This is a genomic window from Maridesulfovibrio zosterae DSM 11974, assembly GCF_000425265.1.
Taxonomy (GTDB): domain Bacteria; phylum Desulfobacterota; class Desulfovibrionia; order Desulfovibrionales; family Desulfovibrionaceae; genus Maridesulfovibrio; species Maridesulfovibrio zosterae.
In genome coordinates this window covers 97780-112573 of sequence record NZ_KE384342.1, presented here as the reverse complement: position 1 = coordinate 112573, position 14794 = coordinate 97780, and the positions used below count along the sequence as shown (strand labels likewise).

Here is a 14794-nt window from a genome sequence, read left to right as displayed (position 1 = left end):
AAATAAACTAATTTATTTGTTTATTTTTTACATGTTAACCCATTGATTTTTTATTCTATTAAGAGCTATTTTCAAATCGCTGCTAATTACAGACCTTATTGTAGAAAATATTTGGCGAATCGGAGTCATAATGGTCAATGAAATAAATGTAGATTTCGGTAATGGTACACAACTGTCAGCACAGACAGGTAACTTCACTATTGAAACAGATCAGCCTTTCAATGAAGGAGGACACGGATCAGCCCCTACACCGCAGGACCTTTTTCTGGCTTCACTTGCTACGTGTGCCGGACATTATGCCCGCAGTTTTTGTGAATCAAAAAACATATCAATGGATGGAATGACTCTGAAAATTGAATATAAGATGGCTCCTGACGGAAAACTGATAAACAAATTTTCATACCAACTGAAACTTCCTGATGGTTTTCCTGAAAAGTACAAAGCGGCCCTGCTACGTGCGGTAGACCTCTGTACTATCAAAAAACAATTGATGAGCCCTCCGGCTTTTGAATTAGAACTTGTTTAAAAAAACATTTACTTCTAAGGCGGGTGAACTTGTTCACCCGCCTTACTTTTACCAAGATCGTACAAGATCATCCACCATACTGCATCTATATTGCTCCTGTATTTAACACATCACTTAAAAAGGAGTATTCACAAATGGCCTCAAATGAATTTGCAAGCCTTGTAGCAAATGGTACTGTAGAGACAATTAATGGACAAATACATAGTTCAGACTGTGAATGGAATCCACATCCGGCATTTGACGGTGTGCATTTAAAGCATCTGATTACCGGCAACGAGACAGACGGGCAATTAAGTTGTCATATGGTACAAGTCGCACCTGACTGTATACTTGAAACACATATGCACGACAATCAATGGGAACTGCATGAAGTAATTAAAGGTAGTGGCGAAGCCACTATTGAGAACTGCAACACAAAATACCACCCCGGTCGCAGTGCTGTTATTCCTAAAGGAAAACTACACAGCGTAAAAGCTGGTCCTGAAGGTTTGACAATGCTTGCTAAGTTCTTCCCGGCCCTTGTATAGGTAATCATGAAGAACAGCACTAATGATAAAATATTTTTCTATGATCTGGAAAAGATGCCTTATGTATCTGCTGTTAAAGCTGAGAATATAACTAACCGATTCCCTAGGCATTCCCATTCCAGTTATACATTTGCCGTGATCGATCATGGTGAAAGAAAAATAAAATATCAGTTAGATACTATTACATACTGTGCCGGGGAAATGTGCATTCTTTCCCCCGGCACATCACATATCTGCGAATCTCAAAAAGATAGACAATTCGGACCGCACTCATATCGGGCAATATGTATTGCTCCAAAATACATGAACAAAATCACGAATGAAATAACCGCAACATCAGAAACTCTGCCGGATTTCAATCCAAAGAAAATATACAAAAATTTTGACATTAATTCGTTTGATGAATTCTTTAACCTAATTAGAACTCCGGATACTTTTTTTGAGAAACAGACAGCACTCAACTCTTTTCTATACCACACGATTCTTAACCTAAGCACGGGTGAATACATTCCCGCGAATACAGGACCTCAAACTGAATCCCTCGAAAGAGTAAAGGATTTCATTAATAAAAATTTTTCTAATAAGTTCACACTTCAAGACTTAGCTGAAACGGGTTGTATCAGTCCATTTCATTTACAAAAATTATTTGTGAAAAAATATGGTATGTCTCCCCAAGAGTACACTACACTTCTACGCATCAAAAAAGCAAAAACTCTTTTGAGTGACCACTACACTATTATAGAAACTGCTCTAAAATCAGGTTTTTCTGACCAAAGTCATTTTTCCCGCCACTTCAAACGTGTAATTGGTATTACACCGGGCCGTTTTATTAAAAATAACTCTTATAGCCCTCCGTCATGCTCTGATAGATAAATCAAATACATTTAAAAGATATTGTGCAATATAACAAATAGTACTTTTTTTTTAATCCTGCATGTTGACTTAAAATATATGAAGGCTATTCTTTAGGTAACACAAACACAAAAGGAGATATTTGATGCTCAAAATCACAGATAAAGCTAAAGAAGTTCTTGATCAACACTTTGACGGTAAAGATAAAGAACCAATCCGTATATATGTAGCTTCTGCATGCAGTGGTACACGTCTTGCGTTAGGTATAGACAGTGCAAAAGAAGGTGATGAGACAATTAGTCTCGATGGATACGACTTTGTTGTAGACAATGAACTTCTTGAGCAGGCTAAACCAATGGTTATTGACTTGACCCCCATGGGAATTGAAATTTCTTCTTCACTGGTTTTTGAAGAAGCAAAAGGGGCATGCGGCAGCGGTTGCTGCGGTTGCAGTTAAGTCAGACACAAACTTAATTTACAATATAATAAGCAGGCTGAAATCGAAGAGATTTCAGCCTGCTTATTTTCTGCAGTGACAAAAGAAGAAGCTCTATGCTAGACCCAACACATGTTATTAAATAGAAATATATTTATCCTAATAGCCCTTTCTACTTCATTAATTATATCTACTAGCTGCACATACAAATTAAATTCTCCACAGATTTCACCCTATGCTGCACAGGTTAATCAAATTATATCGACTTCTGGCTCCAACAAAAGTCAGATAATTAATTTTATTAACAACTATAAAGACACCCCTGAAAAGCATCAAGCGGCACAATTTATAGTCACAAATCTTCCCCCCTCCGACAGGGTCAGCCTTTCGACTGAACTTTTAAATGAAAATCTGCAATATGCTTTCCTTGCCAGAGAATCCACCAGATGGGGAAAATCTGTCTCATGGAGTGATTTCCTTCATTATGTATTACCCCATCGAGTCAGTCAGGAACAGGCTGTAAAATGGCGCAAACTTTTTTATAATGACCTGTTTCCCGTTGTCTCAGCATGTAAGACAATGGAAGAAGCTACTCTAGCAGTTAATCTTTGGTGCTTTTCCAAAACAGGATTTAAATCTACACAGCGCTGGGACCAAAATCCGCTTATGACTATAAATAGAGGATGGGGAAGATGTGAAGAAGCGGTCATTTTCACAGTCTGTGCTCTACGAAGTGTAGGTATTCCGGCACGTCAGGCTATGGTTCCGGCATGGCAGCATTCAAATGATAATCATACATGGACTGAAGTTATGATCAACGGGAAATGGCATTACCTTGAATCAGCCAACCCGGACTTTGGTCTTGATCACGCATGGTTTACAGGATCAGCACGCAAGGCACCATTGGTTATTTCATACGCATACGGTCATATTAATAACGCGCAGTACCCAATAATAAGCCGTCCATTAGGCTGTACGTTGCTAAATACAACCCAACGATATGCACCTGCAACCCGTACACAAATCCTTGTTACAGATGCTCAAAACCATCCACTTGCCGGCGTTAAAATTTTCTTTTCCGTTTTCAACTATGCCTCGTTTAGACCAGTTGCTGCCAAGATTACAGATGACCGGGGTGAGGCAGATATTATGCTAGGCCCCGGATCACTGCTAATTTCAGCAGTCCATGGGAACAGCTCTGCTTATGTTGCCTCCACCTGGATCCCCGGAGAAGAGAAAAAACGTAACAACATTTTGCTAAAGCTTGCTCCTGATACTATTCCAGAAGGCAATGTTTTTTTCAGGTTCGCTTATAATGACACAATAGCCCAGAGTGCTCCTCCTAAAAACTCTGAAGGAACGAAAAAAGACAAATTTGACCTTATTAGAGAGAAGAGACTTAATTTATTCACAAATATAAAAAAGGGAATTAAACTTTATAATCCTGAACTGTTTAAATCAATTTCTAGGGCAGGCCTCAATGCACCTGAAATAATGGCTGCCTATGACAGCTGCCCTGTCAATTTCCACGAAGATTTATTCTACAGCATAAACAATATGGATACTGCTGATTTAATTAAAATTTCACAAAAAAACATACTCGATAATGTTACAATATCCCAAAATGCACGCAAAGAAGCAGCAGACTCAGGGATTATATATGATGATAAAATTTATGAAAAATATGTTTTAAGTCCACGTATTTCATATGAGCAGCTATCCCCATGGCGCAAAACCTTACACAACCGCTTTAATCTTAAAGGTAAACCTGACCCATTAAAAACTATTAATAAAATCAATCGATTCACTCAAATGATTAAGACCGTATTGAGAGGCCCAATGGGAGATAGTATATCTCCCGTAGGAATCCTTAAGTCTCAACTCGCTTCAAATAAAAATGAAGTAGGAATATTTTCAACTGCGGCTTTACGCGCCGCAGGTATTCCGGCCCGCTATCTTAACGAGCAACAATGGGTAGAGTTCTATAATGGAAAATCATGGCTGCCTTTCTATCCAGAGCATCCGGAACTTATGGGAAACAAGAACGCCACTTCAGCTAGTAAAGCATTTTACGGAAAATGGGTTACAATTAAATTCCAACTTCCTAATTTTCAAAAAGATAAAAGAGTACCCCAGTACTTCAAAGATTTTACATGCTCGACTCTCAGTGAACAAGGTATCTTCTCTATAGTAGAAGAAACAATCCGTGGAAAGATGAATAAAAAAGATAAGATATGGGAAATAGTTATTCCAGATAAGAATTATTATTTAATAAGCGCCAAAAGAAACCATAAAAATGAGCCTGCTATATCAGTCATAAGAGTTGAAAAACAAAGATAAATTTTTATCTAATAGAACTATTTTTAACAAGGTTAGTTACGCTTGCAGCAAAATACTTTATACAGTATCGATTATCTACAATGTACGAACAGCTGAATACACAATTAAAAAAAATCATAGACAATCACGGCGAAGACATCGCTGAAGATATAAATAAAATCATAGACTTCATAAAAAAGTCCTCCTTAGGTATGAACCTCGCAGGGTTGACTAAAGACTCTCCTTTTTCAAAATTTATAGATTTTTTGCCTGACCCTGCGTTTATAATTAATAGCGAAGGCTTTGTTGTTGCCTGGAATTCAGCCCTTGCAAAAATGTCTGGAATACCTGCTTCATCAGTTATCGGTAAAGGTAATTTTGAACATGTCAAAGTAATCCATGGAACTCGAACTCCCGGACTTATCGATCTGGTTAATGGATGCGAAAAAATAGGCCAAATTGACTATAGGGCAATTAGCCGTCGCGGAAAAAATCTTACAGCTGAAACACGAGTACATAACATAGGAAAACGTAAAAGTACGGACCTATGGATTCAGGCTGCTCCAATAGTCAATGGTTCCGGTGAAAAAATCGGAGCTATTGAGTTACTTCGCGACATATCAGCACGAAAACAGACAGAAAACATCAACACTATCCTCTACAAAATTTCTGCAGCCCTAAATTCAAGCAGTGATACTCGCGAGTTTTTGCAACTGGTCCATCACAGCTTAAGACAGTTTATAGATGCCGATAATTTCTATGTTGCTCTATACGATGAAAAAAGATCTACGCTGCAATTCCCATATTATAAGGATGCAAAAGACTACATAGATCCGAAGCAAATAATCTCTATCTCAAATGGAAGATCCTTAAGCTGTAAAGTAATTAAAGCAGGGCACCCTCTCCTTTTGGATGAAAAAGACTTTACCAGTGAGCTAAAGCACTTAGGGTCACCCGCAAAATCATGGATGGGTGTACCACTAAAAGTTCAAGATAAGATTCTCGGAGTGATGACCATTCAATCTTATGAAGATTCTGATGTGTATAACAATCAGGATATAGATATGATGGTTGCTATTTCGGAACAGGTTGCAGCCGCTCTTTTGCGCAGCCAGACAGAATCGGCGTTACTTGAAAGCGAGAAAAAATTTCGTTCAATATTTGAAAATGCCACTGTTGCTATTTTTCAATTTTCAAAAAATGGTGAAATACTCATAGCCAACCCTGCCCTGGCTAAAATTCTAGGTTATAATACTGTAGACGAAATGCTCGCAGAAAAACCGAATGCGATAGACTATGTGTATGATCGTAAAAGCCATTTTAAAATGATGCGTAAACTCATATATAATGGATATGTGAACGGTGTTCACTTAAGACTTGCAGACAAAGAAGACAAAGAGAAATGGGTTACTATTAATGCACGAACTTTTTATGATTCAGAAGGAGTCCCGACCCTATATACTGGTTCGGCTTTTGATTCGACCTCTGAAATTGTAGCTGAGCAGAAAATTTTCCGCCATAAATCACGTTTCATGCAATTCTTTGAAAGCTCCCCTCAAGCTATAGCTCTGACAGATTCTGAAGGTAAAGTGGTTGATACCAACAAAGCATTCACAAAACTTTTCGGATATACAGCAAAACAGATGGCTCGTTGCTGTGAGAATCTTTGTCCAGATGGCAATGGCCAGATCAAATCAAACCTGAAAAGGATTCTTAACGGCGAAACTTTTCGAACAGAAGATTTGCGTAGAGCTTCCGACGGTAACCTCATCCCTGTCTCTATATTAGGTTACCCATTTGTTTATAATGAAGAGATATTAGGAACATTCATAATTTATGATGATATTTCTCAACGTAAAGAATATGAGCGTAAACTTTCACATCAATCACTTCATGATGCACTTACCGGGTTACCCAACCGGACTCTTTTCATAAAACGCCTTAATCATACTCTCAAAAATTCAAAAAACAATGTAGAGTATAACTTTGCAGTACTGATGCTTGACATTGATATGTTTAAACGCATTAACGACAGTCTGGGACATCTGGCTGGAGACCAGATGCTTATAGAAGTTGGACAGCGAATTAAAAAATGCATCCGTAACTCCGATACCGTAGCCCGTATGGGGGGAGATGAGTTCGCAGTACTCATAGACGGATTTACCACTCCACAACAGGTAATCCAGATAATCAGGGACATCCGAAATAAAATTGGTGTACCCATGAGAATTTCATCAAAGGACATTGTCATCAGTTCCAGTATCGGCATTGTTTTTAAAACATCAAACTATGAACACCCTGAACATATTGTACGAGATGCTGATATCAGTATGTATAAAGCTAAAGCACAAGGTGTTAATAAGTTTAAAGTTTTTAATAAAGCAATGCATGAAAAAGCCCTACAGAGCCTGCTTATAGAAACTGAAATAAGACAGGGAATACCGGATAACGAATTTTTCCCATATTTCCAGCCAGTATACAGCCTTACTTCTAAACGGCTTGCTGGCTTTGAAGCTCTGGTCCGCTGGAACCATCCTGAACGAGGTTTTCTAACTCCAAACCATATCATTCCGGTAGCTGAAGAGACAGGGCTTATTATTGAACTTGACCGTTTAATCCTTTTAGAGGCCTGTTACTGTCTATCACGATGGTTAAAAGAATACCCTGATACTGACGATCTGTTCCTGACCACAAACTTATCACCAAGCCAGCTTAGCAAAAAAGACCTTGCTGATTCGATACAACAAATTCTTGATGACACAAGTATTTCTCCACAAAATATAAAACTTGAAATCACCGAATCAGCTATTATGGAGCGCTCTGCGACGTCCACGCAGAACCTTCTCAGAATAGAAAAAATGGGAATCAGACTGGCTGTTGATGATTTTGGAACGGGATATTCTTCCCTTTCTCAGCTTCAACGCTTCCCTGCTTCGACAGTTAAAGTGGACAGATCATTCGTCAGTCACATGGCAGAAGATCATGAATCACTTGAAATAGTCCGTGCCGTTAATGCACTGGGACATAGTCTTAACATGGATGTCATTGCCGAAGGAGTTGAAACAAGACAGCAACTTCTTCTACTCAAAGAAATAGGATGTGATTTTGTTCAGGGTTTCTATTTTGACAAGCCACAGACAAAAGAAGATGCTGAAAAGCTGGTCAAGATGAGATCAGAAGGATTCTGCCCTCCAGGTCTGACTTCCATATAGTTTTTTATTCACAATCCCTAATCTGTTCAGATACTTGTTAGCAGATTAATTTGAGTGTAAGTTTTGCAGCAACTAATATATTTCACACAGGAGTCGAAATGAAACGCACAATTTCCGCACTTATACGAAATAGACCAGGGGTCTTGGCTGAATCTTCAGCTGCATTTCTCCATCACAAAATCAACATAACATCCATTTCCTGCGGAGAAACAGAAAATATGGATGTTTCACGTATGGTAATATGTGCTGAAGGAAGTGACGATGACATCAGCAAAGTTACAAATGACCTTCTAGCAATGGATTTTGTCATTCAGCTGGACGATCTTGCCAGAAAGGAATTTGTTGATCGTGAACTGGTACTCATCAAAGTTGATGTAGATAAAGATTCTATGTCACAAATGATGCAGATCTTTGAAGTTTTCAGAGCTGATGTAGTTGGTATGGGACAGAAAACCATCACGGTTGAACTTAGTGGTGACCAAGAACGTGTAGAAGGGTTAATAAAAATACTGCAACCTTTCGGAATCAAAAGCATGTGCAGAACCGGTATGATTGCGCTTAAACGGGGCGATGAATAAACTTACACCGCAATTGATAATTGGCAAAAAAATATTCATCCTGAGACGCAGTTTCAATAAAAAGCAAAAGGTCTGCTCATGACTATCACATCACTGGCCGGCATCGTTGAAGAAGTACGTAAATATGGGAAAAAAACCCGCGTAGCCATTGCCCCCTGCGCAGAAGAATTTGTTATGCGTTCAGCTTTGGCGGCTCACGCTGAAGGAATTGCTGAACCTATTTTCATCGGCAATAAAGACAAAACCCTTGCTGTTGCCAATGAGCACGGCATGGATATCAGCAACTTTGAATTTCATGAAGAAAATGATGATAAAGAAGCAGTCTCAATAGCTGTTTCATTTTATAGGCAAGGTAGAACAGACCTGATCATGAAGGGACTGGTCAGTACCAGTGTTGTATTAAAAGCTATACTGAACAAACAGACAGGTGTTCCGCCTAAAGGTATTATCAGCCTTGTCTCAGTTTTTGAGTCACCGGACAGTAAACGACTGATCCTGCTGACCGATCCGGGAGTAAACATCAAACCTAATTTACAGCGCAAAGCCGATATTCTACGCAATGCACTTGATGTGGCCCGTAAACTGGGTATAACTCAGCCTAAAGCCGCAATTTTAGCTGCAACTGAAAAAGTTAACTATCCTGCCATGCCCGCTACTCTTGATGCTGATATTTTAGCAAAAATGTCTGCAGAAGGTGCGTTTGGTGATGCACATGTAGCAGGTCCACTCGCTCTTGATATTGCCATTTCTTCTACTGCTGCAGCATGCAAAGGCATTGACAGTCCTGTTGCCGGTTCTGCAGATATATTGCTTACACCTGAAATTGAGAGTGGAAATATTCTTTACAAGGCTCTGACAACTATAGCCGGAAAAACTTTCGCAAGCGTTGTAATCGGAAGCGAAGTACCAATTGTAGTACCATCGCGTGGTGACTCTGATAAATCTAAATTTAACTCAATTGCTCTGGGCTGCTATCTGTCCGGACGTTAATTTTCTCTGTGCTTTTTTATTCTTGAACAACTCTTTGTTATAACCATATAAAATACTGAGCGCAGAACTATATAAAAAAGCATTATACCGGCTATTATTGACGCCTTGTGTAACGTCATATAGTTTGTATGCAGGAGATAACAATGAACTTTCTTGAACCATTCATTCCTGTAGTAAATGCTATCAGTGCTCTTTTGCATCCCCATGCTGAGGTCGTTATTCATGATCTTGAAAATGGGAAAATTTTTTTTATTTCAAATAGTTTTTCCAGAAGAAAATCCGGCGACCCTTCAATGCTTGGAAACCATTATTCAAGTGTAGGTGAAGATCTTGTTTACCATCCATTCAGCAAGACAGGGAACAAAGGTGAAACAATCAGATCAGTCTCAGCTGTTCTAAAAACACCTGAAGGATTACATCGAGGATTATTATGCATCAACATGGATGTATCAAAATTTGAAAAAGCCAGAGAATTAATAGGGACTATCCTTGGCGGTATGGACAGCCCCAAAATAGAAAGTGAACTATTTGATTACGATTGGCAGGAACAGATGAACCTGCTTTTTAAAGAATTTCTTGTCGAAAAAAACATCGGTCCTGAGGCCATGAACAGAAATGATCGTAAGGATTTCGTTCACCGTATGAAAGAAAAAGGACTACTGCAGGCACGTAAATCAATAAGCTTCCTTGCCGATATACTTAATGTTACCAAGGCAACCGTATATAATTATCTAAACGAAGAAGGCTAGGCATGTCCTGTTGAACATAACAACCATACTCCAGAGCCGATAAGCGCCATTCCCAGAATAGAATTTATAGAAATACTTTCGCTATATATAAGAGCACCAAGCGGTACAAGACAAGCCATGACAACACCGTTTACAATTATGGGTAATGAGTTCACGTTTGCCCCGGCTTTGTAAGTCATTAATACCCCTATTTCAATACCGAAAACAGCCAGACCTAAAAGCAATACAGGCCAGTTTCGAAGGCTAGCGATATCTCCTATATCAATACGGCCGGTTTGAAAAAACATTCCGGCAAGACTGACCAACATAGCTATACCATATGCCGAAGCAAGAGATCCAAAAACAGACCCTCCACTGGAAAGACTTTTTTGTGCGATGTGGTAAATAACGCTAGAACCAGCTGCAATTGCTATAGAACCATATAAAGCGTACATTTAATCTTCCTTAAAATAAAAAAGTAATAACTACAGCAGGAGAGCGGCAAAACAGCTCTTAACTGAAAATAAAAACGATCAAATTCTGTGCTGACACAGCTACTCCATCTAACAAGAATTAACCACTGAAAGGTATTCATTGCCTGTATGAGCAAAACTAATCTTCCAAATATTGATTTAAATCTACTGGTAGTGCTGGATAAAATTTTCTCTGAACGCAGCCTGACTCAAGCTGGTAAAAAATTATTTTTGACACAGTCAGCCATAAGTCATGCTCTTTCAAAGCTTCGTGATCATTTTGATGACCAGCTTTTCATAAGACTCGGAAACCGCATGGAGCCTACTGCACTATGCAGAACAATACACCACAAAATTAATCCAAGCCTGCGAAGCATTATGGAATCACTGGACGACCGTGGTGTCTTTAATCCACTTACTTCAAAAAGAACTTTCTGCCTTGGACTCAGTGACTATCTTTGCAAACTACTGCTTCCTGAAATTTTACAAAAACTTGGAGAACAAGCCCCAGGCGTATCTATTCGCATAGTTCAAACAACCTATGAGCAACGACTTGAAATGCTTAAAAACGATAGATTAGACCTCTTTTTAGGCTGCTTACGAAAAGTTGAAAATGGAGTAAAGACAGCAAAGCTTTTTGAGGACCACGAGGTCTGTATTGTCCGTCACGATCATCATATTAAAAATGATGTGATGACTGATGCAGATCTCAATAATTCGAAATTTATAGCACTTTCGTTGTCAGAGTCTGGACTTGGTTTCCTTGAAGACTTTCTCTACCGCAGAAGAATTCAGCACAATATTAAAATTGTAGTACAGCAGGAAACAGTTATCCCCTCATTAGTAGAGTACTCTGATCTAATTGGTATTATTGCTGAAAGGCTTGCACAGCGCCATGTTGCAACTGGCAAATTCAGAATTATACGCCTCCCCCTTGCAGACACTAAATTTGAAATTTTTCAGCACTGGCACACGGTACATGACAACGACTATGCCCATATTTGGATGAGAAATTTAATCCAAAATGTAGCTTTAAATTTATAATTTTTACGTAACTATTAAGTTTTATACAAATATTTTTATAAGTTAAAGACTTATTGCTAAAAGTTATCTTTAAGCATATGGTGAATAAATATTCTTTTATTATACAATATTTTTTTTTAATGATATTAACAACAGTTAGAAAAATATACTTTTTCAGCAAGGAGACAATATGTCCGCAAAAACTAAGCTTACATTTTCCATAATTATGATTTTCATTATGACTTTGGCAGCAGTTGCCGAGTCAGCGTTTTTCCATTCGGCTACACCTGGAATAAATATTTGGCAGATTCTTTTTTTAGTAGTGGCCCTGCTTGCAACCATTGTTGCCTTTATGACTACAAATTCAAGTATATTTGGCCAGCTCAAACAAATATCTGAACTTATATTTAAAATTGAAAAAGGTAATGACAATATATCAATCCCATCTGATTTAAGCGGAGAAATGCTTAACGTTGCAAAAGAAATTGATAAAGCTGTCTCAGTGCTTACAAAAAAAATTAATCAGGCAGAACAGAATGCAGATTCAGCTGAAAGCAAAACAAATCAAACTAAACAAGCACTCGACAAAGCTTTAAAAGAGCTTGATGATCAAAAATCTACACTTGGCGCTATCATAAAATCAGCAAGTAATGCGCAAAATATTTCAGGGAAACTCTTTGGCGGTATTGAAGAGCTGAGTGCAGAGGTTAATCAGGTCAACAGCGGAATGGTACTTCAGCGTGACCGCATAACTGAAACAGCTACCGCTATGGAAGAAATGAACAGCACAGTTCTTGAAGTTGCACAAAATGCTTCTCTTGCTGCCAGCAGCTCCAGCCAATCCAAAGAGAATGCCATGCAAGGCGCTCAAGGAGTTTCAAACGCAATCAATTCATTTGAACAGATTAAAGACACCATACTTAACCTTAAAGAAACTATGGGAACCCTTGGTGAACAGGCTGATAATATTGGTCAAATCATGACTGTTATCACCGATATAGCTGACCAGACAAACCTCCTAGCTCTTAATGCTGCCATTGAAGCAGCCCGTGCAGGCGATGCTGGACGCGGATTTGCTGTTGTTGCAGATGAAGTTCGCAAGCTCGCTGAAAAAACAATGGATGCGACAAAAGATGTTGGTGAAGCTGTTTCAAAAATTCAAAACAATGCGCGTGAGAATATCTCCGCAGTTGAATCTGCTGCAGAGGATATTGTTAACTCTACTGAATCTGCTGCCCACTCGGGCGAACTGATGGAAGCTATTGTTGTTATTGTTGACGACACCAATACTCAGGTAGAATCAATTGCCACAGCATCCGAAGAACAATCAGCTGCTTCTGAAGAAATTAACATGGCCATCAGTGATGTTGCCAGAGTTGCGCAGGAAACTTCTGACGGTATGGCTTCTTCAGCTAATGCACTGAATGAAATTGCCAGTGTTGTTGAAGAACTTGATTCGATAGTTCAGGGAATTGCCAATGGTCGGATTATAGATACAAGCTCAGGTAAAATTGTTGAATGGTCAGACGACCTGTCTGTTCATGTCCGCACTATTGATGAACATCACATGGTTCTGCTTGACCTCATTAATGAACTTTATTCTGCAATGCGTAATCGTAAAACCGGAGAAGTCGTTGGAGAGGTCACTAGCAGGCTGCTTGAGTACACCATATACCACTTCGGTTATGAAGAAAAAATATTCGACAAACACAAATACAGCGAAACTGAACCACATAAGAAATTGCATCGCATTTTCATTAAAAAGATCGAAGACTTCAAAGATGATATTGAAGCAGGCAACCTTGCTTCTTCAACTGAAATCATCAGATTCCTCAAGGACTGGCTCATTAAACATATTATGGTTGTTGATGCCAAATACACTGATTTCATGCATGAACACGGCTATCATTAAAACCTGCCTATACAAGAAGCTAAAAAACCGCCCTGACTGTAAAAGTCAGGGCGGTTTTTTAGCTTCTGCAATTATGGATTAAAGCGCTTGCAGAACAGTAGCATTTATCTATAAGTATATACAGCTGCAAGGAATACTGATTGAAGTAGCTAATGGCGGTATCCTTCCTGAGGGTAATAATAAATTTACGGAGTCTTAAATTGATTAAGAAAGTAGGTAGTGAAGAATATATTGATGCCATGCTCTCCGCCATGCGTGCGGGAACAGAAAAAGTTTGTGCATTTTACGAACACAGAATCGGACTGATCTGTTCAGACCCGAAGCTTATGCTTATGCCGTGGGATGACCATCTTGTTCACCGCGGTGATGGTGTATTTGAGAGTATCAAGTTTCTAAATGGCAAGATGTACCAACTTGACCCTCATATACGCAGGATGAAACGTTCTGCACGCTCAATTTATCTTGAACCGCCCTGCTCATGGGCAGAACTGTCTGACATTATACTTGAAGTTGCCGCTGGCTCAGGAGTTGAGTCAGGTATGGTTCGAGTCCTTCTCGGACGCGGAGGAGGAGGATTCGGTATTGATCCATCTGAATGTCCTGTTCCCTCTCTCTACATAGTTATATATAAATATGAACCTAAGCCTGAATCATGGTATGAAAAAGGTCTCACAGCCTTTAAAACTTCTATTCCAGCCAAACAGCCATACCTAGCTACTATAAAATCCATTGATTACCTTCCAAATGTACTCATGAAACGTGAAGCAACAGAAAAAGGTTTCAATATACCTTTCTGCTTTGATAACCTGAATTTCCTTGCTGAAGGTGCAACTGAAAACGTCTGTATTGTTAACAGCGAAGGAACGTTACACGTTCCTCAGTTCACGAATGCTTTAGCTGGCACAACTCTGACTCGTGCAACTCAGCTGATCGCCGACGAAGTTGAGATTGATTACAGGGCTATCTCTGAAGATGATATACTTCTTGCCAAAGAAGTCATCGTCTGTGGAACATCGATTGATGCTGTAGGCGTTGTCCGTTATAACAAAAAACCAATCCATGATGTACGGCCCGGCCCAGTATGCAAGCGTATGCGTGAACTTTTACAAGCTGATCTGGCTAAAAACGGAACGCCAATAAAATAATCATCAACATCCCTTGATTATAATAAATAAAAATGGATGGCCACTGGTACAAATACCAGTGGCCATCCATTTT

At 39.1% G+C, this 14794-nt stretch carries 13 protein-coding genes; 12 read left to right on the top strand and 1 reads right to left on the bottom strand.

The genetic code is table 11. The annotated features are described in order from the left end of the window. Positions 1–130 precede the first annotated feature (130 nt). From H589_RS0112045 to H589_RS0112005, 9 genes are all read left to right on the top strand, one after another. Positions 131–526 carry an OsmC family protein gene (locus H589_RS0112045; protein ID WP_027722249.1) on the top strand — a complete coding sequence of 132 codons (396 nt, stop codon included), beginning with the start codon at positions 131–133 and terminating at the stop codon, positions 524–526. Between the two features lie 134 nt (positions 527–660). Next, entirely contained in the window at positions 661–1053 is a 393-nt protein-coding gene (locus H589_RS0112040) for a cupin domain-containing protein (protein ID WP_027722248.1), read from the top strand. Positions 1054–1107: 54 nt separating this feature from the next. Beyond that, positions 1108–1926: an AraC family transcriptional regulator gene (locus tag H589_RS0112035; protein ID WP_169433120.1), complete on the top strand. Its 819-nt coding sequence runs from the start codon at positions 1108–1110 to the stop codon at positions 1924–1926. Positions 1927–2050: 124 nt separating this feature from the next. Beyond that, a complete protein-coding gene (locus tag H589_RS0112030; RefSeq protein ID WP_027722246.1) occupies positions 2051–2362 on the top strand; it encodes an iron-sulfur cluster biosynthesis family protein in 312 nt (103 codons plus the stop codon). A gap of 111 nt (positions 2363–2473) precedes the next feature. After that, positions 2474–4681, top strand: coding sequence for a transglutaminase domain-containing protein (locus tag H589_RS0112025; protein WP_027722245.1), 2208 nt, complete (start codon positions 2474–2476; stop codon positions 4679–4681). An 80-nt stretch (positions 4682–4761) separates the two neighbouring features. Next, entirely contained in the window at positions 4762–7872 is a 3111-nt protein-coding gene (locus H589_RS0112020; RefSeq protein WP_027722244.1) for an EAL domain-containing protein, read from the top strand. Between the two features lie 98 nt (positions 7873–7970). Then, on the top strand, positions 7971–8450 hold the full coding sequence (gene ilvN / locus H589_RS0112015; RefSeq protein ID WP_027722243.1) for an acetolactate synthase small subunit: 480 nt from the start codon (positions 7971–7973) through the stop codon (positions 8448–8450). Positions 8451–8528: 78 nt separating this feature from the next. Next, positions 8529–9440 (top strand): phosphate acyltransferase, encoded by a 912-nt coding sequence (locus H589_RS0112010; RefSeq protein WP_027722242.1) that lies wholly within the window; start codon positions 8529–8531, stop codon positions 9438–9440. A 143-nt stretch (positions 9441–9583) separates the two neighbouring features. Next, on the top strand, positions 9584–10189 hold the full coding sequence (locus H589_RS0112005; RefSeq protein ID WP_027722241.1) for a helix-turn-helix transcriptional regulator: 606 nt from the start codon (positions 9584–9586) through the stop codon (positions 10187–10189). On the opposite strand, the gene H589_RS0112000 is transcribed toward H589_RS0112005, so the two are convergent. Then, a complete protein-coding gene (locus tag H589_RS0112000; protein WP_027722240.1) occupies positions 10186–10623 on the bottom strand; it encodes an EamA family transporter in 438 nt (145 codons plus the stop codon). The genes H589_RS0112005 and H589_RS0112000 overlap by 4 nt on opposite strands. A 147-nt stretch (positions 10624–10770) precedes the next feature. Between H589_RS0112000 and H589_RS0111995 the strand changes: the two genes are divergently transcribed. The 3 genes from H589_RS0111995 (at position 10771) to H589_RS0111985 (ending at position 14721) form a co-directional block, all read left to right on the top strand. Then, on the top strand, positions 10771–11685 hold the full coding sequence (locus H589_RS0111995) for a LysR family transcriptional regulator (protein ID WP_027722239.1): 915 nt from the start codon (positions 10771–10773) through the stop codon (positions 11683–11685). A gap of 169 nt (positions 11686–11854) precedes the next feature. After that, the gene (locus H589_RS0111990; RefSeq protein ID WP_027722238.1) at positions 11855–13576 is read left to right on the top strand and encodes a bacteriohemerythrin; all 1722 of its coding nucleotides are present in this window, start codon (positions 11855–11857) and stop codon (positions 13574–13576) included. 200 nt (positions 13577–13776) lie between these two features. Further along, the gene (locus H589_RS0111985) at positions 13777–14721 is read left to right on the top strand and encodes an aminotransferase class IV (protein WP_027722237.1); all 945 of its coding nucleotides are present in this window, start codon (positions 13777–13779) and stop codon (positions 14719–14721) included. The last annotated feature ends 73 nt before the right edge of the window (positions 14722–14794 follow it).